Source organism: Rhizobium sp. R711, from assembly GCF_002211365.1.
Classification (GTDB): domain Bacteria; phylum Pseudomonadota; class Alphaproteobacteria; order Rhizobiales; family Rhizobiaceae; genus Rhizobium.
In genome coordinates, this window is the sequence record NZ_LOKZ01000004.1 from 1 (window position 1) to 20,385 (window position 20,385).

Genomic DNA, 20,385 nt, shown 5'->3' on the forward strand with positions numbered 1-20,385 from the left:
GATCCTTCGGAACCAGGCTATCGAGCGTCACCATCTCGAGCGCAGTCTGTTCGGCAGCGGGTTTCTTCAACATAACCCAGTGAATCAAAAACCCCCGGCAAACGCCAGGGGTTTGTCAGCAGTCTGAACGGGCCCTCGCGGGCCCTTATTCTTTTTGGCGAATTCTCGTATCAGACGACGACAGTCAGCGGCGGTATCCGCTTGTCTGCCGGGTTAGCCTGCTCGGAGGCCTCCAGCAGATTGAGCTCCCGCCGCTCCTTCTCCGACACGATCGCAAGGTCGAGGACCTTCTGCAGATTTGCGGCGTGGCGGAAGGTCGGGTCGTCCTGCTTTCCGGTTCTGACGGCTTCTGCAAAGCGCTGATAGTTGGTCAGCACGGCCGGGACCTCGATGTCGCGCCAGGTGGCGGTCTCGATGTCTTCGCCGAAGCAGCCGCGCAGTTCGGAACCATCCGGGCGATGGACGACCTCGAGGCTGCCCTTTTCGCCATATATGCGAAGCTTCAGTTCATTGAGGTGGCCGGTTGCCCAACGGGTCGCATGGATCACGCCAAGCGCACCGTTGGTGAAATCGACCGACATCGTGAAGCTGTCGTTGGCGTCCAGCAGATATTCGCCGATCTGGCCGCCGGGAGCCTTGTTGAAGGTCTTCAGGCGGGCAAAGACGTGGTCGATATCGGTCGCCGCGCCATAAGCGGCGAAGTCGAGGATGTGGATGCCGACGTCGCCGAGCACGCCGTTCGAGCCGTGCCCGGTCGACAGACGCCACAGCCAGCGCGATTCCGTGCGCCAGTCGCCCCAGGCGCGCGAGACCAGCCAGCTTTGCAGGTAGGAGGCTTCGACGTGCCTGATGGTGCCGAGCTCACCGGCCAATACCATCTCGCGGGCGCGCTGCAGCGGCGCGACGTTGCGATAGGTGAGGTTGACCATGTTGATGACGCCGGCAGCCTCTGCGGCTTCCGTCATCTCCAGTGCGTGGTCGTAATGCTCCGCCAGCGGCTTTTCGCAGAAGACGTGCTTGCCGGCAGCGATCAGCGCCAGGCTGGTCGCGTGGTGGATGCGATCGGGCGTGACGTTGGTGGCCGCGTCGAATTCACCCCATGCGATCGCTTCCTCGAGTGTCTGGAAACGCTTCTCGATGTGGAAGTGATCGGCAAATTCGGCAAGGCGCGCCGGGTCGGTATCGACGGCGCCGACAACTTCCACGCCGTCGATGGCGAGGAAGTTGGCAACCTGGTTTCTGGCCATCGAGCCGGTGCCAAGAACGAGTAGTCGCATATGTGTGCTCCTCAGCGGTAACCGGCTTCGCCGGCCTGATGCAGTCGCGGGCCGCGTTCGACGATCGGCTCGAGAGCCTTTTCGACCGGGACATTCGGGGCATCGGTGATGCTCTTCAGATCGCCCTGCGGGTTATAGGCCCATTTCACGCCGTTGATGAGTACCTTCTGGACGTTGGCATCATGATAGGTCGGGTAGGTTTCGTGGCCAGGGCGGAAGTAGAAAATGTTACCGGCACCACGGCGCCAGGTGAGGCCCGAACGGAAGACTTCGCCGCCCTGGAACCAGGAGATGAAGACGGTTTCCAGCGGCTCCGGCACGGAGAATTGCTCGCCGTACATTTCCTCGTTTTCGAGAACAAAGTTTTCGTCGAGGCCGGCGGCGATGGGGTGGCGAGGGTTGATCGTCCACAGACGCTCGCGCTCACCGGCCTCGCGCCACTTCAGCGCGCAGGGCGTGCCCATCAGGCGCTTGAAGATCTTCGAGAAGTGGCCGGAGTGCAGGACCAGTAGGCCCATGCCTTCCCAGACGCGCTTGGCGACGCGCTCGACAACGACGTCGGAGACCGCACCGTGATCCTTGTGGCCCCACCAGGTGAGGACATCGGTTTCGGCAAGGCGGGCTTCCGTCAGGCCGTGCTCGGGCTCCTGCAGCGTAGCCGTCGTCGCCTGGATCGCCAGATCGGTGTTCAGCGCGTTGGCGATGGTGGTGTGCATGCCTTCGGGGTAGATACCCCGAACGATGGCATTGGTGGTTTCGTGGATGTTTTCACCCCAGACAATGGTGCGAATAGCCAAGTGATTGCTCCTTCATGCGAATGGTGGACCGGAACCGATGGGAAGCGGCCAGATCCTGTGGTTTTGGGTGGTGTCAGGCCGCGCCCTTGAGGGGAACCCTTTCGAGCGCGCGTCCGGATTGGTCGAAACGGTGGACTGAGCCCTGAACCGGGGCGACGCCCAGTTTCTGGCCGGGTTGATGGCTCGATACGCCGGTCTCGCGAACGACGAGCGGTTCCGAGGTGCCGATGTCGAGGTAGACGAAGCTGTCCGAGCCGAGGATTTCGGAATGAATGACGGTGCCCGCCCAGGCGGGCGCCTGCTGGACGATCTCGATGTGTTCGGCGCGGACGCCGATGGTGTGCGCATTGTAGGGCGCCGAGAACTCACCGGTCAGGAAGTTCATTTTCGGCGAACCGATGAAGCCGGCGACGAACACGGAATTCGGTGTCTCGTAAAGTTCGAGCGGGGTGCCGACCTGCTCGACGACGCCATCCCGCAGAACGCAGATGCGGTCGGCGAGCGTCATCGCCTCGACCTGGTCGTGGGTGACGTAGATCATCGTCGTGCCGTGCATGCTGCGGTGAAGCTTGGCGATCTCCAGTCGCGTTGCAACGCGTAGCGCCGCATCGAGGTTCGACAGCGGCTCGTCGAACAGGAACACCTTGGGATCGCGGACGATGGCGCGACCGATCGCGACACGCTGGCGCTGCCCGCCCGACAGTTGGCGGGGCAGGCGTTCGAGATAGGGCGACAGCTGCAGCATGCCGGCGGCCTGCTCGACGCGGGCCTTGCACTCTTCCTTTGTGCGTCCCGAGAGTTTCATCCCGAAGGCCATGTTCTCGAACACGGTCATATGCGGATAGAGTGCATAGGATTGGAAGACCATGGCGATGCCGCGCTTCGACGGCGCGTAGCGGTTGACCGCCTCGCCATCGAAAGAAAGTGTGCCCGAGGTGATGTCCTCCAGCCCGGAAATCAGCCGCAGCAGCGTGGACTTGCCGCAGCCGGACGGGCCGACGAAGACCATGAACTCGCCTTTGCGGATATCGAGCGAGACGCCCTTGATGACTTCAAGCGCACCGAAGCTCTTGCGGATATTGTCGAGTCGAATCTGTGCCATATCGTGCTTTCTTCAACCTTTGACGCCGCCGGCGGTCAGGCCGGAAATGATGCGCCGCTGGAATATCAGGACCAGGACAACGACAGGGACCGTAACGATGACGGATGCTGCCATGATGTTGCCCCACGGGATTTCGAACTGGCTGCCGCCCGAAAGCAGGGCGATGGCAACCGGCACCGTTCGCTGAGCGTCCGATGAGGTGAATGTTAGGGCGAAGAGGAATTCGTTCCAGGCCGTAATGAAGGCAAGCAGGCCTGTCGTGACCAGAGCCGGCCACATCAGCGGCATGAAAACCTGGGTGATGATGACCCACGGCGAGGCGCCATCGACGATCGCCGCTTCCTCGATTTCAATGGGCAGATCGCGCATGAAGGTGGTCAGAACCCAGACCGTAAAGGGCAGGGTAAAGATCATGTAGGAGAAGATCAGCGCGAACGGCGTGTTGAAGATGCCGATCCAGCGGATCAGCTCGAACAGGCCGGCGAGCACGGCGATCTGCGGGAACATCGAGACCGACAGGATCGTCAGCATCAGTAGCGCGCGGCCGCGGAAATTGACGCGGGCAAGCGCGTAGGATGCCGTGACGGCCAGTAGCAGCGAGGCTGCGACCACGAGGATGGCGACGAGCAGGGAGTTGCCGAGGCTGCGGATGAAGCTGCCCGTGGTCAGGACCGTCGTGTAGTTGGTGAGCGAGATCGAGGTCGGCCAGTAATTGACCTCGAAGAGGGCGGTACCGGCTTTGAAACTCGTCAGGATCGCATAGTAGAACGGAAAGACGGCGATGATGACGATGACGGTGACGAGCAGATAGAAGAGCGTGTTCTTTGTCAGGGTCAGCAGCATCAGCGTTCGCTCCCACCGAGTTTGACGCGACCGAGCCACATGTAGAGCACGGTGATCGTCGCGATGATCAGGAAGAGCACCGTCGAGGCTGTCGCCCCGTAGGCGAACTTGTCGAAGTCGAAGAGGTTCTCGCGTGCCATGACCGACATGGTTTTGGTCTGCGCGTTGTTCGGTGTCAGCACGTAAATCAGGTCGAAGATGCGCAGGGCGTCGAGCATGCGGAAAATCACGGCGACCATGATGGCCGGGCGGACCAGCGGCAGCGTCAGCCGCCAGAACACCTTGATCGGGTTGATGCCGTCGATTTTGGCCGCCTCGTAGATATCGGCAGGCACCATCTGCAGCCCGGCGAGGATCAGAAGCGCCATGAAAGGCGTGGTCTTCCAGATGTCGACGATCAGCACCGCGACCATTGCCGTCTCGGGATTTGCGGTCCAGGCGATTTTCTGGCTGATCAGGCCCATACCGAGCAGGATGTCGTTCAGGATGCCGAACTGGTCGTTGAGCATCCAGGCCCACATCTTGGCGGACACGATGGTCGGGATCGCCCAGGGAATGAGGATGGCGGCGCGAACGATGCCACGGCCGGGGAAATTGGCGTTCAACACCAGGGCGACGATGAGGCCGAGAATGGTTTCGATGGTCACGGACAGGAACGCGAACTTCATCGTGTTCCAGACGGCGCGCCACCAGTTCGGGTCCGCAAGCAGGCCGCTATAGACGGTGCGCCCGCTCTTAAGCGTGATCCATGAGAGATAATTCTTGAAGCCGACGAACTGGGCGTCGCCGAGGCCCGTGAGGGATGCGTTCGTGAAGCTGAAATAGATCGTTCTGAAAAGAGGCCATCCAGCAACGACGGCCAGAATGAACAGGGTGGGGGCCAGGAATACCCAGGCCGAACGGATGCGCTCGGAGCGCAGGTCCGACGAGGTCTTGACGGCGCGCGCTCGCGATCCGACGCTTGAGGAAACTGCGGCTTCAGTCATGAGGTACCCGCTTCTTGAGGCGATTGACGGTGGCGTCTTCAGAAAAAAGGCAGCGGCGGAACGTCCGCCGCTGCCGATGCTGTCGATCACCAGTTATCGCCCTTCAGCGATGTCAGGTCGGCTTCGAGAAGCTCGAGGTTTTCCGCAGACGTGCCGTTGCCTGAAAGCGAGTTGTGAACGGCGGTCCAGAACTTCGAGGAGACCTCGTTGTACTTGACCTTGGCGGATGCCGACGGACGCGGAACGGCGTTCTGGAAGATCGGCTTCCAGTTCGGCATGAACGGCTGTGCGGCGGCGATGTCCTTGTCATCGTAGAGCGCCACAAGCGTCGGCAGGTTGGAGAGCTCAATGGCGCGCTGCTTCTGGCTTTCCTTGGACGTCAGGAACTTGACGAGGGCAATCGCGGCGTCCTGGTTCTGCGAGTACTTGGAGACCGCAAGGTTCCAGCCGCCGAGCGTCGAGGATGGCGAGTCGCCCTCCTTGGCAACCGGAAGCGTCGTTACGTCGAACTTGCCCTTGACGGCACTGTCCGCGCCATTGCCGAGGGAGTAGGCATAGGGCCAGTTGCGCATGAAGACGGCATTGCCGGTCTGCCAGACGCCGCGGGACTCTTCTTCCTGGTAGGCGAGGACGCCGGAGGGCGAGATCGTTCCGATCCATCCCTTGGCGCGGTCAAGTGCTGCCGCGGCATTCTCGTTGTTGACCGAGATCGTGCCGTCCGGCTCGATGATCTGGCCACCACCCGACGACTTCACCCATTCGAGCGCGTTGCAGGTCAGGCCCTCATAGGCGTTGCCCTGGAAGACATAGCCCCAGAGATCCTTCTGGCCGACGGCGCGTTCCTTTTCCTGGATCTCCTTGGCGGTCGCGGCCATCTCGTCCCAGGTCTTCGGCGGTTGCTTGCCGTACTTGTCGAGCAGGTCTTTGCGATAGAAGAGCGCCGGCGCATCCGTGTAGAGCGGCATGGCGACGAGGCGACCATTCACGGTCTGTGAGGCGATGATCGACGGGAAGAAATCGCCGACGACATCCTTCGCGGCATCCTTCAGGTCAACGAACTGGTCGGCGAGCTGCGGAGCCCAGATAACGTCGGTCTGATAGACGTCGACGTCCTTGTTGCCGGCGGCGAGCCACAGGCGATACTGCGAGAACTGCTCCGTCGAAGAGGACGGCATGGTCACGATGCTGACCTTATTGCCGGTTGCCTTCTCGAACGCATCGAGCTGCTTGCGGAACAGGTCGAGGTTCTTGCCGGTCGAGCTTGCGGAAATGCTGATATTTGCAGCGAACGAGGGCTGTGCGACACCAATCAGCGCGGCCGCGACGGCGACCGCTGTGAAACGAAACTTCATATCTTCCTCCCAAAAGAACCAAACATTGGAAAAATTGAAAACGGTTTGGCTGGAAAAAACTGTCAGAAGGTCGATATTGAGTCAAGCGGGCACTCGTGTCAAAGTCGTGCAACCGCGATCACATATTGATAACAAAGCAAAATCATAGGGATGCTCCTCGGTTCGGTTGTGGGGAAAAGGTCAAAAATCCCCTCGGGGAATATCTAAAATTGAAAACGGTTTGGCTATTTGTAAGCTGCTATGCTTAGGTCATAAGAAAGATCAGCACCTGGCGGCGATCAGCCAGATAGACGAGCACGAAAGACGCATTGTTGAATGAAGCTTAAAGAGTTCGCGAAACAGGTCGGCTTGTCTCCAACGACAGTCAGTCGTGCGCTGAGTGGCTATCCCGAGGTGAGCGAGACCACGCGTGCCCGCGTCGCGGAAGCCGCCGTCAGGCTGGGCTACAGCCCGAACGTCAACGCCGTGCGGCTGAAGACGGGCAGGGCCGGCGCGATCGGCGTGGTGATGGGGCGTGCCGGCGAATTCCATTTTGCTGAATTCATGGCCGGCATGGCGGAGCGGCTAGTGGCGGAGGAGACGGACATTCTCGTCATCCCGATGGCGGATCCGAACCAGGAAGACGAGATGCAGCTTTACCGCCGACTTGTGGAAAGCCGGCGCGTCGATGCGATCATCGTCCACTCGCCCAAACCCAATGATGAGCGCATTGCGCTGCTCCACGAACTCGGCATGCCGTTTCTTGTCCATGGCCGGTCGGCCATCGATGTTCCGCACGCCTGGCTTGATATCGACAACGAAACCGCGATCAAGCGCGCGACGTCACATCTGATCGATCTCGGTCATCGGCGAATTGCCATGATCAACGGCCGGCCGGGCGCGACCTATGCGCTTCATCGCGATAGCGGCTTTCGCAAGGCTCTTCAAAGCCACGGCATTGAGCCTGATCCGCAGATGATGGCGAGCGGCAACTTCACCGACGAGCTTGGCTTCCGCTTCGCGCGATCATTCCTCGAGCAGCCCAACCCGCCGACGGCCTTTGTTGCCGGTTCGATGATGACGGCACTCGGCGTTTACCGCGCGGCCCGGTCGCTGGGGCTTCAAATTGGCCGGGACGTCTCTGTTATCGCCCATGACGACGTCTTTCCGTATCTGACGGCAGACAACATGGTGCCGTCGCTTTCGGCAACGCGGTCATCCATGCGCGCGGCTGGAACGCGATGTGCCGATCTTGTGCTGCAACTGCTGTCGGGACGGTCGCCATTGGAGATCCACGAATTGTGGCCCGTCGAACTGATTTTGCGCGAATCGACGGGCCCGGCCAGGCAGTCCACGTCCTGATGTCATCGATGCGGATGCTGCTTTCCTGGCGTGGCTGTGGGTCAAATATCGCGCGTTTTTCCGAAACGATGGAAAGATGATTTCCGCGTCTGTGGAATTTCGGTGCCTGGTTGATTGAGCGGGCGGCGGCAAAATCGCATATTGACGACAGTTGCTCACGCATGTCGACCATCCTCCCGGTCGATGGGCAACTGTTCCCTCTGGAGGTTATGACCTTCAAACTCCCAGCCACCGTGAGTAGCGGTGGCTTTTTTTTGCCTATCGCGTCGTCGACATGCCTCGGAACATTCGGTTGCGGCCACTCGTTTCCTCGGGAAGAAGAGCTGAAGGAGAGCGTCATGCAGGTCGTCGGCACGCAGGTCATTCCCGAAAAGGGTGGCAAACTCGGTTTCACAATTGAATTCGTGGGCGATGGAGGGGAGATCGTTTCCGTCCAGTTGCGCAATGACGAGAAGCAATCCCTCAACTCAAGAAACGCGATCGAGCGAGCCCAGGCTGTCATGGCGGAGATGGCGACAGCCGATACGGATGGGGCGAGCGCCGACCGATTGAAAGCGCGGCCAAGCGCTCGTGCTGCCGGCGATCAGACCGCAATGGACGAACAGCTGGACGAAGGACTGGAAGGAACATTTCCAGCGAGCGATCCAGTTTCGGTCACTGGTTCCAGTATCCCGACCGGATCCGTAAAACACTAAGGGCAGCGCCGAAAGGGTGTCGGCGGTTCCTGTTTGGCCCCATCGGGCCGCAGGCAAGGAAAAAATCTGGCGCCCGCAGCCGAGCGCCGGAACTTTTTCGCCTCAAATCCATTGAATCCCTTCGTTGTCGACGCAGGCGGGTGATCAGGTGCCTCAGATCCGGAAAATTGATCGCAAGAGCAAGCAGATGGATGCCCGGGACAGGCTGATCATTGCGCTCTATGCTCAGCTTAAGGCCGAGCGTCAGACTCGCGAGACGCTGGAATGGGTCATTCGCAATGGGGGACTGTCGAAGGAAGTCCTCGGGGCGATCGCTGCCGACCCGGTGCCAGTCGTCACGGGTGACGACATCGCATCCGTCGAGAAGATCATAGCCATTGATGAGCGGCGGAAGCGCAAATTGCAAAACAACAACTGAGGGGAATGTCATGGCAGCGCGGGCAAGCTGGAAAGGCCATCTCAAGGTTGGGGACCTTGTCTGCAGCGTGGGACTATACACGGCGGTTTCGACCTCGGAGCGCATCTCATTCAACATCATCAATCGGAAGACCGGCCATCGGGTCGAGCGGCAGTTCGTCGATAGCGAGACCGGCAAGGCCGTTGAGCGTGATGACCAGGTGAAGGGATATCAGCTGGACAACGGCGAATACATCGTCATCGAGGGTGATGAGATCGCCGGCGTCATGCCGGAGAGCGACAAGGTTCTGAACGTCCAGAATTTCGTGCCCTACAGCGAAATCAACAAGCTCTATTTCGACAAGCCTTACTACTTGGCGCCCGTCAGCGAGGATGACGAAGATGCACTCGGGCTGATCGCCCGTGCGATGCGCGATCAGAAGGTTGCCGCGATCGCGGAAGCGGTGCTCTTCCGCCGCAATCGTACGGTTCTGATCCGGCCGCAGGACGACTATATCATCGCGACGACCCTGAGCTTCGACTACGAGGTCCGCAAGCCGGACACGGTCTTCAAGGACATTCCTGAGATGAAGTTCGACAAGGAAATGCTCGAACTGGCCGGCCACATCATTGGCACGAAGAAGGGGACCTTCAATCCGCAGGAATACGAGGATCGATACGAGACGGCGCTCTCGGAGCTGGTGAAGGCGAAGATCGAGGGCAGGGAGCTGCCGAAGGCGAAGCCAAAGCCGCAGGGCAAGGTCATCGATCTCATGGATGCCCTGCGCCAGAGCGCCAAACTGAGCGCTAAGCCGCGAGCCGGAAAGGCAGCGCGGGCCGATAGCGGGCAGACGAAGGCGAGCTGACGATGGCTCTGGAGGCCTATCAAGCCAAACGCAATTTTAAGGGAACGCCGGAGCCGCGGGGGAGCCGGCGTGGCGGCAAGCCTCCAGCACAAGCCGCGCTTAGCTTCGTCATTCAAAAGCACGACGCGACAAGGCTCCACTATGACTTCCGGCTCGAGCTCGACGGGGTGCTGAAGAGCTGGGCCGTCACGCGTGGCCCGAGCCTCAATCCCGATGAGAAGCGGCTTGCCATCCATGTCGAGGACCATCCGCTGGACTATGGCGACTTCGAAGGCATCATCCCGAAGGGCCAGTATGGCGGCGGCACGGTGCTGGTCTGGGATCGTGGCACATGGACGCCGAATGGCGATCCCCACAAGGGCTACAAGAAGGGCCATCTCGAATTCGACCTCGACGGCGAGAAACTGAGCGGCCGCTGGCATCTGGTTCGCATGCATGGCAAGCTGGGCGAGCGCCAGGAAAACTGGTTGCTCATCAAGGCAGAGGATGCGGAGGCTACCCACAAGGGCGACATTCTCAAGCAGCGACCCGAATCGGTGAAAACCGGCCGCAAGATCGAGGAAGTGGCGAAGCACCCTGACGCCACCTGGAACTCTCGTCACAAGGGAGCGCCAAAGTCCGTCTCTTCTAAGTCTGCAGGAAGCCCAGCGAAGCCAAAACGTTACGAGTGGCCGAAGGGGGCCGAGAAGGCGGCGATGCCTGTTTTCATCGAGCCTGAGCTTGCCAAGCTCAAGGCCAAGCCTCCGTCAGGAGAAGGGTGGATTCACGAGATCAAGTTCGACGGATATCGGCTGCAGGTTCGGCTTGAGAAGGGCAGGGCAACCCTGCTGACCCGCAGCGGGCTCGACTGGACCGGCAAGTTTGGCCCGGAAATCGTCGAGGCGTTTGCCGCACTGCCGGCAAAGTTGGCGATCCTCGACGGCGAAATCGTCGTCGAGCGCGAAACCGGCGCTTCGGACTTTTCGGCCTTGCAGAACGACCTCAGCACAGCCCGTCACGATCGCTTCGTGTTCTATGCCTTCGATCTGCTCTATCTCGATGGATACGACCTGCAGCAGGTGTCGCTGACCAGCCGCAAGGCCTTGCTCGCGGATCTGCTTGCCGATGTCGACGCGAGACTTCGCTACAGCGAGCATTTTACCGAGAAGGGTGCCGTTGTGCTGGATCATGCCCGCCAGCTCGGGCTCGAGGGGATTATTTCAAAACTGGCTGACAGCGAGTACGTGTCGGGGCGTACCGGCGACTGGGTCAAATCGAAATGCCTGCAGAGGCAGGAACTGGTGATCGGCGGCTATGTGCCTTCGACCGCGATGAATAATGCGATCGGCTCGCTGGCGATGGGCGTTTACCGCAATGGCAAGCTGGAGCATGTTGGCCGGGTCGGAACGGGATTCAGCGTCAATGTCGCGCATGAGCTCTATGAGATACTGTCGGCGATGGAGCAGACGGAGAGTTCGTTTGACGATGAGCTTACCGCAGAGGAGCGTCGAGGGCTTGTCTACGTCAAACCAAAGCTCGTTGCCGAGGTTGAGTTTCAGGCATGGTCGGCGGACAACAATTTGCGGCATGCCGCGTTTCGCGGGCTGAGAGAAGACAAGGCGCCAGAGGACGTGATGCCCGAAGCAACAACGACGACTGCTCAGGAACTGCCTCAATCCAGCGTCGCGCTCACCCATCCCGATCGCATCTACTGGCCGGAGGAGGGGGTCACCAAACAGGGCCTGGCCAGCTACTATGCCCGAGTATGGCGCTTCGTCGAACCCTATGTGACCAAGCGGCCGTTAGCGCTGTTGCGGTGTCCCGACGGCATCGCCGGACAGCGGTTTTTTCAAAAGCACGCCTGGAAGGGCATGAACTCGCATATCGAGCAGATCACCGATCCGAAGGACAGGGGTGGCGAGAAGTTGCTGCGCATCACCGACTTCGACGGGATGGTGGCCCTCGTCCAATCGGCCGTGCTGGAGATCCATCCCTGGGGTGCGACGACAGCGAGCTGGGAGCGGCCCGACATGATCACGATGGACCTTGACCCGGCCGAAGACGTTAGCTGGGCCGAGGTGATTGCCGCGGCCTACGAACTGAAGGAGCGTCTGGAAGCTGCGGGCCTCGCGGCCTTTGTCAAAACCTCCGGCGGCAAGGGGCTGCATGTCGTGACGCCGCTGAAACCGAAGGCCGGCTGGGCGCCGGTCAAGGCCTTCGCCAAGGCTCTGGCCGATGGCATGTCCAAGGATCATCCGGACAAATATCTCGCGACCGCCACGAAGGCGAAGCGGAACGGCAAGATCTTCATCGACTATCTGCGCAACGGCCGCGGCAACACGGCAGTCGCCGCCTATTCGACGCGTGCACGCCCGGGGGCAGCTGTTTCGATGCCGCTTGAGTGGAACGAACTGACCGAGGAAATCGGTGCCGCCTATTTCACTGTCGACAACGCTCCGGCTCGCCTCGATGCCTTGCGCAGCGATCCGTGGGCGGATTTCTTCGCCGCCGCCGTTCCCCTTGAGAAGCGAAAGTAGCGGAAGCGGCTGCGGTCTCTCAATGAGATTTCGGTCGTCCCGTTTCCTTGGCGAGGCTCTTCTTCAGGGCATCCATGATGTTGACGACATTGCCCGTCGGTTTGGATGCCGGCCGCTTGGATGAAGGCGGTGCGGCTTTAACAAGGCTCTTCTGCTTCGCACGGATCATGGCTCTCAGGCGCTTCTGGATCGGATCCTGCACCATGGCGGGCTGCCAATCCTCCGTCCGATCCTTGACGAGCTTTTTCATCAGGGAGAGCACGGTGTCATCCACCTTGCTGGGGCTGTCTAGGGTTGCGGCCGGCGGGCGAACTTCGTCGCCGAAATGAAGCGTCCAGAGAATGATGCCCTTGCCCTGCGGTTCCAAGAGCACCGCGCGCTCACGCCGATAGAGAACAAGCCGCGCGATGCCGACGACATCGTTCGCCTTCATGGATTCACGGATCACGCAGAAGGCTTCCGTGCCGACCTTGTCCTCCGGCGTCAGAAAATGTGGTTTGTCGTACCAGATCCAGTCGATCGAGCCGCGCGGCACGAAGGTATCGATGTCGATCGTCTTCGTGCTTTCCAGGCCGACTTCATCGAGTTCCTTGTCTTCGAGAATGACATAGTCGTCTTCGCCGCGCGGATAACCTCGGGCTTGATCCTTGTCGGCGATCGGCTTGTGGGTGACGCTGTCGACGTAGCGGCTTTCGACGCGGTTCTTTGTCTTTCGGTTCAGGACGTGAAATCGGAGCTGATTGCTATCAGTCGTCGCCGGTGTCAGCGACACCGCGGCGGTGACGAGTGACAGCTTGAGATAGCCCTTCCAATAGGTCTGACGTGCCATTTGCGCCCTGGCGCTCTGGCGCCATCTCCCTTGGCCGCTTTTGCGGTAATTCCCCATAACGGCGCGAGCAACAGTTTGGTTCCATGGCAAGCGTCGCAAAACGTGCAAATACCGAGGGATAGCGCTCTCAGCGCAGATTAAGACGCTTGAGCCAGCGCAGCACGGCAATTTCATCCTGATCCATCCAGCGCAGCAATCTGGCACTTCGGCTCGGCCGGGCACTCGCGAGCTTGGCAAGTTTGCCGGTCTCGAAGCTTTCGAATACCTTTGGATGGATGTAGGACGAGCGGCACACCGCGCGGCTGTTGACCAACCGGGCGGCAACTACATCGACGACGATGTTAATCTGCCGAGTGCGTCCTCGTTGGCTTTCATGTGGTTCGACCGTAGCAAGGGCGGTCGCGGCCATCTGGGTTGCGCCCCAGGTGCGGAATTGGCGGGAACTGAAGTCGGCTCCGGATGCTTGTCTTATGTAGCTGTTGACATCCTGTGACTGGATGGGGTGGCAGATCCCATCGTCATCGATGTACTGGAAAAGTTGCTGGCCGGGTAGTTCCTGCAGCATGCGCACGGCACGGGTGATGCGCCTGTCGCTGTGGCTCAGGCGCCATTCCTTCCCTGATTTGCCCTTGAAGCGGAAGTGAATGCTCGAGCCCGATATTTTCACATGCTTGTTGCGCAGTGTCGTCAGGCCAAAGGACGCATTCTCCGCAGCGTAGCTCGCATTGCCGACGCGGATGTAAAGGTTATCGAGCAGCCAAACGATCGTTGCGAGTGCCTTATCGATGTTGGGTGTCCGTCGCCGGAGGTCGGAGTCTACCTTCCTGCGGATCGCGGGCAGCGCCGATCCGAAATCGGCGAGCCGTTCGAACTTGCTTCTTTCTCTCTCCGCGGTCCATTCGGAATGGTAGCGATATTGCTTGCGGCCTCGCGCGTCGCGGCCCGTCGCCTGAAGGTGCGAATTCGCGTCGGCGGAGATGAGAACCTCCGTGTAGGCGGGTGGAATTGCGAGCGCTGAGATACGCTCGAGTTCCGCCCGGTCGCTGATGCGCGTGCCTTCGGCGTCGTAATAGACAAACCCGTTCTTTACGGCCCGCCTTGTTATGCCAGTCTCCAGGTTCGCGATGAAGACCAGCCCGCCGGCAACCGGCAGTTCGCCCGGCGCAGCCGCCGGTTTTTCGTCAAGTTGCTGTTTATAGGTCGCTCTCTGGTCCACAGTGAGCGGGAAACGCCGTTCCCGTCGGTAGGTTCCGATTTAAGCGATGGTAACCTTTTGGCGGCTCCACCGACGGCTGCCAGAAAGCAGGCCGAGCCTGTTATTCGATAACCACTTGAACGTAGGTAGCGCCGCTCTTTGCATAATAGAGTGATCCGCAGCGGTAGTAATACCCCCCGTGGTAAGCTCCATAAACGCAGCCAGCTGGAAGGGTGCTGACATAGACATTTGTCCTCCGTACAACGCGGCGTGTCGTTCGACGGGCGGCGCCAGCATAGGAGAGCGGCGTCAGGGGGCGTCCAATTTCGGCCTCGGCGGGGGTCGACGCCCTGACGGTCAAGGTGGTCAGGTCGCTTCCCTCCATGTTGACGTCAAGGGAGGTAAACGCAACTACGAGCGCAAAGGCGAAAATCCGTACGACAGTTTTCATTGTGCGTCTCCCATCGGCTCTGTTGGCGCTGGTAGTTCATCGATCTGACCGAGTTCACTGAGGTCAACCTTCTTGGCGTCTCCGGGAATTTTGATCGCGAAGTTTGCCAGCTTCGCATCTTCGCCAGTGCGGAAGTTTCGGACCTCAAGCATGTATTGTGGTGCCTGCACCACATGTTTGCTGGTCACGATGTAGCGTATCGGTATTGGCTTCGAACCGGCCTCGATCCAGATCTGCCAATCGACGTCGTTCTTGCGGAAGGTCAGATATTCGCATTCCACACCGTCGACGACGGCGCTTGAGATATGCTTGGCTTCCGTAACTCCGTCCATCAGCGCATCGAAGCTGTTCGAAAGCAGGAGATCGGAGCCGGGGATTTCCGCGCCGGCGTTTTGTAGTCGATCAAAAAGCTCATCTAGGGTCCCTTTGGCATCGATCTGGGCGTACGCGTCGAGATTCCTGCCATGTACCGTCAGTTTCGTCCCGTCGAAGCCCACATCCAGGTCGGCAAAGCCGCCGATCCGCGTTAGCCGGATCTTGTCTGGTCGGCTGACGGTGGCGGTGCCGGAGCTGACGAATTGTAGCTTTTCAAAGACTGGCGTCACCGCCTCCACCGACGAGACATAGTGGAAGGAGAAGGTCTTCTGCGCCGCCAGATAGTCCGACATCGCCTTCAGGAGTTCTTTCGAATCGTCCGCCCATGCGCAGGTTGGGGAGCTCAATCCGGCGGTGATCGCGTACGCGGCAAGGAGTGCTGAATGGGGCCGGCATTGTGAATTTCGACATGTCACGCCCTCTTTTTTTAACAATGGTAGATTGGGTGCGCCGTGAATACAGCGTAGCTTGAGGTTGCCGGCGGCATTGCCATCGTCAGAAAGCCGTAGACAAAGCTACTCCTTTGGAAGGCCTGCTTGCTGGGACGCGGAAAACGAACGGCTCAGCCCCGCGATCCGATTCTGGACAGGGGTGCGGCTACTGTACGTTTCTTTTTCTGGCGGCCGAAATGTAACTGCAAGTTCATCTTTTGTCACACATTTCGGTCCGTATCGCCAACTATTTATCGCCTGCGCTACTATTGCCTTTCGCGGAAATGCGGAAATATTGTCTGATACTACACTTTGCCCCGGCATATGGAGTGGTGGGATGCGCCAGGGGCACGCATGAAATCCGAAGCTCGTGCATGCATCGGGGCAGAAAAATGCGCGATAGTTCGTATCGAGGGCTGCATCTTATCGGTATTTTGACTGTGGTCGCCGCTTTATCGGCGTGCGACAGCGGCAGCAATGCGTATGTGCCGCCGCCGCCACCAAAGGTAAATGTGGCGCAACCGCTACGGCAGCCGGTGGTTGAATATTTTGAGCTGACGGGCAATACTGACGCGATCAACGCTGTCGACATCGAAGCCCGCGTGCAGGGCTTTCTGGAATCAATAGACTACAAGGACGGTACGCCGATGAAGAAGGGCGACCGGCTCTTCAGCATCCAGCGGGACACCTATAAGGCACAGGTCGACCAGGCGCAGGCGCAACTGGCCTCGCAGCAGGCGTCGCAAGTCGGGGCGAAGCAGGAATACGACCGGCAGCTTAATCTCATGAAGCAGGAAGTGACGACGCAGACGGCCGTCGACAGCGCCAAGGCGACGCTTGACGAAGCAAACGCCGCCATTTTGAACGCGCAGGCAAGCCTCGATCTCGCAAACATCAACCTCGGATATACCGAGGTGGTGGCGCCCTTCGACGGCACGGTGACCGACCACCTCGTTGATGTCGGAGCCTTGGTCGGCGTGTCCGGCCCGACAAAGCTTGCCACGATCGTTCAGACCGACCCACTCTATGTCTATTTCAACGTCAGTGAAGCGCAGGTGCTGATGATCAAGCAGAGCCTCGCAAAGGCAGGGCGTAAGCTGACTCAGGCTGACCTCCCGAGCATACCGGTGGAAATCGGGCTCGGCGATGAGGAGGGGTATCCGCACAAGGGTCACCTCGACTACGTGGCGCCGCAGATCGATGCTTCGACGGGCACGCTTTCGGTTCGGGGTATTATCGACAACAAGGACCACGCGCTCCTGCCGGGCCTTTTCGTCCGCGTTCGTGTTCCGGTTGCCCACAAGGACGAGGCGCTTCTCGTCCGCGATGATGCGATTGGCACCAACCAACAGGGCAGCTATGTGCTGGTGCTCGGGAAGGACGACGTGATTGAACAGAAGCTCGTCAAGATAGGCCAGCGCAATGGCTCGATGCGGGTCATCGAGTCGGGTCTCGACGCAGGGGATTGGGTCGTCATGGCCGGGATCCAACGGGCCGTGCCCGATATGAAGGTTACGCCTGAGAAAGGCACGATAGACGCCGCCTCTGCAACAGGGGATCCGAGCGGATCGAAAGTCCCATGAACCGAGACCCGGCCCGATACAGGAGGCGAAGCAGATGATCTCGCGCTTCTTCATCGAGCGGCCGGTGCTCTCCAATGTTCTTGCCCTGGTCATCGTCCTGATTGGCGCGGTGGCGCTGTTTCAATTGCCTGTCGCTCAATATCCCAATGTGGTTCCGCCCACCGTACAGGTGACGACGCGCTATCCGGGCGCGAGCGCCAAGACCCTCGTCGATACCGTTGCCTTGCCGATAGAACTGCAGGTCAACGGCGTCGAAAACATGCTCTACATGCAGTCGACCAGCGCCAGCGACGGCACATATTCGCTGACCGTCACCTTTGCCATCGGGACGGACCCCGACCAGGCGCAGGTCCTTGTCCAGAACCGCGTTGCGATAGCGATGCCATCGCTGCCGCAGGCAGTGCAGGTGCAGGGCGTGACGACACAGAAGAAGTCAACATCTATCCTCGGTTTCGTCAGCCTGACTTCGCCGGATAGCCGTTACGACAGCCTGTTCCTGTCGAACTATGCCGTCATCAACCTGCAGAACGAACTCGCACGGCTTCCCGGCGTCGGCAATGTTAGCGTCTTCGGCGCCGGCCAGTATGCCATGCGGATCTGGATGGACCCGGATCTCCTGCAAGCCCGGGGGCTGACGCCGCAGGACATCATCAATACGGTGCAGCAACAGAGCCAGGAGGTCACCGCAGGGCAGGTAGGATTGCCGCCGGTGCCAAGCGGGCAGGACTTCCAGTACACGCTCAACGTCAGCGGCCGGCTGAACGACGCCCCTGACTTCGAAGACATCATCGTCAAGGTCGATTCCACAGGTGGCGGCAGGATCACGCGTGTCCGCGACATCGGTCGTGTCGAGCTCGGGGCGCAGACCTATAGCCAGTCCTTCCTGCAGAACCGGCGACCGGCGACCGGTGTCGGCATTTTCCAGTTGCCGGAGGCGAATGCCATCGCGGTGGCCGAAACCGTCAGGGCAAAGATGGCGGAGCTTTCGAAGAGCTTTCCGCCTGGCCTCGAATACAGCATGCCGTTTGATACGACGAAATTCGTCAAGGCGTCGATCCGCGAAGTCTACGTGACGCTGATCGAGGCCGGCGTTCTGGTCCTGATCGTGATCCTGCTCTTCCTGCAGAATTGGCGGGCCATGCTCGTGCCGGCGACAACCGTTCCGGTGACGATTATCGGGGCATTTGCTGCGATGGCGGCCCTCGGTTTCACCGTCAATCTGTCGACGCTGTTTGCGATCGTGCTTGCGATCGGCATCGTCGTTGATGACGCGATCGTCATCGTCGAGGGGGTTGCGCGTCACGTTGAGGAGGGGATGCCCGGCAGACAGGCGGCAGAGAAGGCGATGGACGAGCTCCTCGGCCCCGTCATCGGTATTACGCTGGTTCTCATGGCCGTCTTCATTCCGGCCGCCTTCCTGCCGGGCTTGACAGGACAGCTCTACCGGCAATTTGCGCTTGTCATCGCCGCGACTGCGCTGATCAGCGCGATCAACGCCATCACGCTGAAGCCGACGCAATGTGCTCTTTGGCTGCGACCGCCCGTGCCGCCGGAAAAGCGCAACTTCTTCTATCGCGGCTTCAACCGAGTCTATGATGCGGCCGAGAACGGCTACTCCAGGCTCGTTGGCGGCCTCGTGCGTAACAGCGTGGTCGCAGTGCTTGTTGGCTTGGCGCTGATCGGCGTCGCCTTTTGGGGGCTGACCCGGCTTCCGACGGCCTTCCTCCCGATCGAGGATCAAGGCTACGTGCTGATCAGTGCGCAGTTGCCTGATGGTGCGTCCAAGGAGCGTACCGATGCCGTGATGCAGCAAGTCAGCGCGATCGCGGAGCAGACGCCGGGCGTCGACCAGGTTCTGACGATCAGCGGCATTTCGGTCCTCGACAACAGCGCAAGCCTGCCGAATGCCGGTGTCGCCTATGTCATTCTCAAGGACTGGGACGTGCGCGGAAAGGAAAAAGGCCAGGACCTGCTGTCGATATACAAGCATTTGAACGGTGCTCTGGAAAGTGTCATGCAGGCCAATACTCTGGTCGTGGTCCCACCGGCGATCCAGGGTATCGGCAATGCCAGCGGCTTTACCATGCAGGTGCTGCTCAAGGACGGCAGCTTCGATTTCTCGCTGTTACAGACGCTGGCCGATACGATCGTCGAGCACGGAAATTCGCAATCCTCGCTTCAGCGGCTGCAGACGTCGTTCCGCGCGGACGCTCCGCAGCTTGAGGTGTCGGTCGACCGCATCAAGGCCGAAACGCTCGGCGTCACGGTTGGGCAGGTGTTCTCGGCTCTCTCAGGTTATGTCGGTTCGAGTTATGTCACCCAGTTCAATAAGTTCGGCCGGACCTTCCAGGTCTATGTGCAAGCGACTCCGGATTTTCGCGTGCGGCCGGATGATATCCGTAATCTAAAGGTCAAGGCTGGCGATGGCAGCATGGTCCCGCTTGGTACGGTGATTGACGTTAAAAGCTCGCCAGGTCCGTCGCTGATCAGCCTCTACAATCTCTATCCAACCGCCACGATCGTCGGCGGCCCCGCCACCGGCTTCAGCTCGGGGCAGGCGCTTGATGTCATGGAGCAGATCGCCGATCAGACACTGCCGCCCGGCGCCGGCTTCGAGTGGACAGCGCTGTCCTATCAGGAAAGGGCGGTCGGTGGGCAGATCTACTACGTCTTTGGTCTTGCCATTCTTCTGGTCTATTTCGTTTTGGCCGGACAGTACGAAAGCTGGATATTGCCGTTCGCCGTTATTCTCGCCGTTCCCCTTGCTCTGCTCGGGACGGTCGGCGCACTGACGGCGCTCGGGGTCGCAAACAATCTCTACACGCAGATCGGTCTCATTCTGCTCATCGCGCTTTCCTCCAAGAACGCCATCCTGATCGTTGAATATGCACGCGAAAAACGCATGCAGGGCATGGAGATTGCAACTGCCGCCGTGCTTGCGGCGCGACTGCGTTTCCGCCCGATCCTGATGACCTCGTTCGCCTTCATCCTCGGCGTGTTGCCGTTGGTGCTGGCGACGGGGGCTGGCGCCAACGCCCGCCGATCGATCGGTATTTCCGTCTTCAGCGGCATGATCGCATCGACGTGCCTGGCGGTTTTGCTGGTGCCGTCCTTCTACGTGATCCTGCAGCATTTCGAGGAATATCGGAAGCGCCGTGCGCTGCCGATTCCGGGCGCGCAGACGTCAAGCGATGCGGCGACAGACCGCTGAACGGAAATGATACCGCATTGAGAATTGCTATCCTCGGCTCGGGAAGCGCACAGGCGCGTCGCGCTTGATCGCCCCCCGTGGATAAAGCAAGGAAGCGCCCTCGGAAGGAGAGGGTTAGGAGCAGCCTCACGATGCCGAC

17 protein-coding genes are annotated in these 20,385 nt (G+C 60.0%); 7 read left to right on the top strand and 10 right to left on the bottom strand.

Annotated features, from left to right (window positions below; translation table 11 throughout):
- Positions 1-170: 170 nt before the first annotated feature.
- From ATY80_RS07795 to ATY80_RS07820, 6 genes are all read right to left on the bottom strand, one after another.
- Positions 171-1,277, bottom strand: coding sequence for a Gfo/Idh/MocA family oxidoreductase (locus ATY80_RS07795; RefSeq protein WP_088691878.1), 1,107 nt, complete (start codon positions 1,275-1,277; stop codon positions 171-173).
- 11 nt (positions 1,278-1,288) lie between these two features.
- Positions 1,289-2,074 (bottom strand): ThuA domain-containing protein, encoded by a 786-nt coding sequence (locus ATY80_RS07800; protein ID WP_088691879.1) that lies wholly within the window; start codon positions 2,072-2,074, stop codon positions 1,289-1,291.
- Positions 2,075-2,147: 73 nt separating this feature from the next.
- Positions 2,148-3,176: an ATP-binding cassette domain-containing protein gene (locus ATY80_RS07805; RefSeq protein WP_088691880.1), complete on the bottom strand. Its 1,029-nt coding sequence runs from the start codon at positions 3,174-3,176 to the stop codon at positions 2,148-2,150.
- Positions 3,177-3,188: 12 nt separating this feature from the next.
- Positions 3,189-4,019, bottom strand: a complete 831-nt coding sequence (locus ATY80_RS07810; RefSeq protein ID WP_088691881.1) for a carbohydrate ABC transporter permease — start codon at positions 4,017-4,019, stop codon at positions 3,189-3,191.
- Positions 4,019-5,005, bottom strand: coding sequence for a sugar ABC transporter permease (locus tag ATY80_RS07815; RefSeq protein WP_088692052.1), 987 nt, complete (start codon positions 5,003-5,005; stop codon positions 4,019-4,021). Before ATY80_RS07815 ends, ATY80_RS07810 begins: the two co-directional genes overlap by 1 nt.
- 86 nt (positions 5,006-5,091) lie before the next feature.
- Complete coding sequence (locus tag ATY80_RS07820; RefSeq protein WP_088691882.1) at positions 5,092-6,357, bottom strand: ABC transporter substrate-binding protein; 1,266 nt, start codon at positions 6,355-6,357, stop codon at positions 5,092-5,094.
- Positions 6,358-6,672: 315 nt separating this feature from the next.
- Here ATY80_RS07820 and ATY80_RS07825 point away from each other — a divergent pair, with 315 nt between their 5' ends.
- The 5 genes from ATY80_RS07825 (at position 6,673) to ligD (ending at position 12,171) form a co-directional block, all read left to right on the top strand.
- On the top strand, positions 6,673-7,698 hold the full coding sequence (locus ATY80_RS07825) for a substrate-binding domain-containing protein (RefSeq protein WP_088691883.1): 1,026 nt from the start codon (positions 6,673-6,675) through the stop codon (positions 7,696-7,698).
- Between the two features lie 338 nt (positions 7,699-8,036).
- On the top strand, positions 8,037-8,393 hold the full coding sequence (locus tag ATY80_RS07830) for a hypothetical protein (RefSeq protein ID WP_189637105.1): 357 nt from the start codon (positions 8,037-8,039) through the stop codon (positions 8,391-8,393).
- Positions 8,394-8,541: 148 nt separating this feature from the next.
- Positions 8,542-8,811 carry a hypothetical protein gene (locus ATY80_RS07835; protein ID WP_189637106.1) on the top strand — a complete coding sequence of 90 codons (270 nt, stop codon included), beginning with the start codon at positions 8,542-8,544 and terminating at the stop codon, positions 8,809-8,811.
- 10 nt (positions 8,812-8,821) lie between these two features.
- Positions 8,822-9,655, top strand: a complete 834-nt coding sequence (locus ATY80_RS07840) for a Ku protein (protein WP_088691886.1) — start codon at positions 8,822-8,824, stop codon at positions 9,653-9,655.
- A 2-nt stretch (positions 9,656-9,657) separates the two neighbouring features.
- Complete coding sequence (ligD, locus tag ATY80_RS07845; RefSeq protein WP_088691887.1) at positions 9,658-12,171, top strand: DNA ligase D; 2,514 nt, start codon at positions 9,658-9,660, stop codon at positions 12,169-12,171.
- Positions 12,172-12,190: 19 nt separating this feature from the next.
- Here ligD and ATY80_RS07850 read toward each other — a convergent pair whose 3' ends face one another.
- From ATY80_RS07850 to ATY80_RS07865, 4 genes are all read right to left on the bottom strand, one after another.
- A complete protein-coding gene (locus tag ATY80_RS07850) occupies positions 12,191-13,000 on the bottom strand; it encodes a Ku protein (protein ID WP_088691888.1) in 810 nt (269 codons plus the stop codon).
- A 127-nt stretch (positions 13,001-13,127) separates the two neighbouring features.
- Entirely contained in the window at positions 13,128-14,135 is a 1,008-nt protein-coding gene (locus ATY80_RS07855) for a DNA topoisomerase IB (protein WP_245306781.1), read from the bottom strand.
- Positions 14,136-14,316: 181 nt separating this feature from the next.
- Positions 14,317-14,646, bottom strand: coding sequence for a hypothetical protein (locus tag ATY80_RS07860; protein WP_088691890.1), 330 nt, complete (start codon positions 14,644-14,646; stop codon positions 14,317-14,319).
- Positions 14,643-15,314 (bottom strand): DUF2092 domain-containing protein, encoded by a 672-nt coding sequence (locus tag ATY80_RS07865; RefSeq protein ID WP_348626627.1) that lies wholly within the window; start codon positions 15,312-15,314, stop codon positions 14,643-14,645. The genes ATY80_RS07860 and ATY80_RS07865 overlap by 4 nt, the downstream gene beginning before the upstream one ends.
- A gap of 530 nt (positions 15,315-15,844) precedes the next feature.
- On the opposite strand from ATY80_RS07865, the gene ATY80_RS07870 reads away from it, so the two are divergent.
- Positions 15,845-17,035 carry an efflux RND transporter periplasmic adaptor subunit gene (locus ATY80_RS07870; protein ID WP_088691891.1) on the top strand — a complete coding sequence of 397 codons (1,191 nt, stop codon included), beginning with the start codon at positions 15,845-15,847 and terminating at the stop codon, positions 17,033-17,035.
- A 34-nt stretch (positions 17,036-17,069) separates the two neighbouring features.
- Positions 17,070-20,246, top strand: coding sequence for a multidrug efflux RND transporter permease subunit (locus ATY80_RS07875; protein WP_088691892.1), 3,177 nt, complete (start codon positions 17,070-17,072; stop codon positions 20,244-20,246).
- The last annotated feature ends 139 nt before the right edge of the window (positions 20,247-20,385 follow it).

What these genes read in the sequence shown, in the direction of transcription:
- ATY80_RS07860 (WP_088691890.1), bottom strand. Translation starts at nt 14,646, where the DNA reads ATGAAAACTGTCGTACGGATTTTCGCCTTTGCGCTCGTAGTTGCGTTT.
- ATY80_RS07815 (WP_088692052.1), bottom strand. Translation starts at nt 5,005, where the DNA reads ATGACTGAAGCCGCAGTTTCCTCAAGCGTCGGATCGCGAGCGCGCGCC.
- ATY80_RS07875 (WP_088691892.1), top strand. Translation starts at nt 17,070, where the DNA reads ATGATCTCGCGCTTCTTCATCGAGCGGCCGGTGCTCTCCAATGTTCTT.
- ATY80_RS07870 (WP_088691891.1), top strand. Translation starts at nt 15,845, where the DNA reads ATGCGCGATAGTTCGTATCGAGGGCTGCATCTTATCGGTATTTTGACT.
- ATY80_RS07865 (WP_348626627.1), bottom strand. Translation starts at nt 15,314, where the DNA reads ATGTCGGACTATCTGGCGGCGCAGAAGACCTTCTCCTTCCACTATGTC.
- ATY80_RS07830 (WP_189637105.1), top strand. Translation starts at nt 8,037, where the DNA reads ATGCAGGTCGTCGGCACGCAGGTCATTCCCGAAAAGGGTGGCAAACTC.
- ligD (WP_088691887.1), top strand. Translation starts at nt 9,658, where the DNA reads ATGGCTCTGGAGGCCTATCAAGCCAAACGCAATTTTAAGGGAACGCCG.
- ATY80_RS07795 (WP_088691878.1), bottom strand. Translation starts at nt 1,277, where the DNA reads ATGCGACTACTCGTTCTTGGCACCGGCTCGATGGCCAGAAACCAGGTT.
- ATY80_RS07820 (WP_088691882.1), bottom strand. Translation starts at nt 6,357, where the DNA reads ATGAAGTTTCGTTTCACAGCGGTCGCCGTCGCGGCCGCGCTGATTGGT.
- ATY80_RS07805 (WP_088691880.1), bottom strand. Translation starts at nt 3,176, where the DNA reads ATGGCACAGATTCGACTCGACAATATCCGCAAGAGCTTCGGTGCGCTT.
- ATY80_RS07850 (WP_088691888.1), bottom strand. Translation starts at nt 13,000, where the DNA reads ATGGCACGTCAGACCTATTGGAAGGGCTATCTCAAGCTGTCACTCGTC.
- ATY80_RS07825 (WP_088691883.1), top strand. Translation starts at nt 6,673, where the DNA reads ATGAAGCTTAAAGAGTTCGCGAAACAGGTCGGCTTGTCTCCAACGACA.
- ATY80_RS07840 (WP_088691886.1), top strand. Translation starts at nt 8,822, where the DNA reads ATGGCAGCGCGGGCAAGCTGGAAAGGCCATCTCAAGGTTGGGGACCTT.
- ATY80_RS07810 (WP_088691881.1), bottom strand. Translation starts at nt 4,019, where the DNA reads ATGCTGCTGACCCTGACAAAGAACACGCTCTTCTATCTGCTCGTCACC.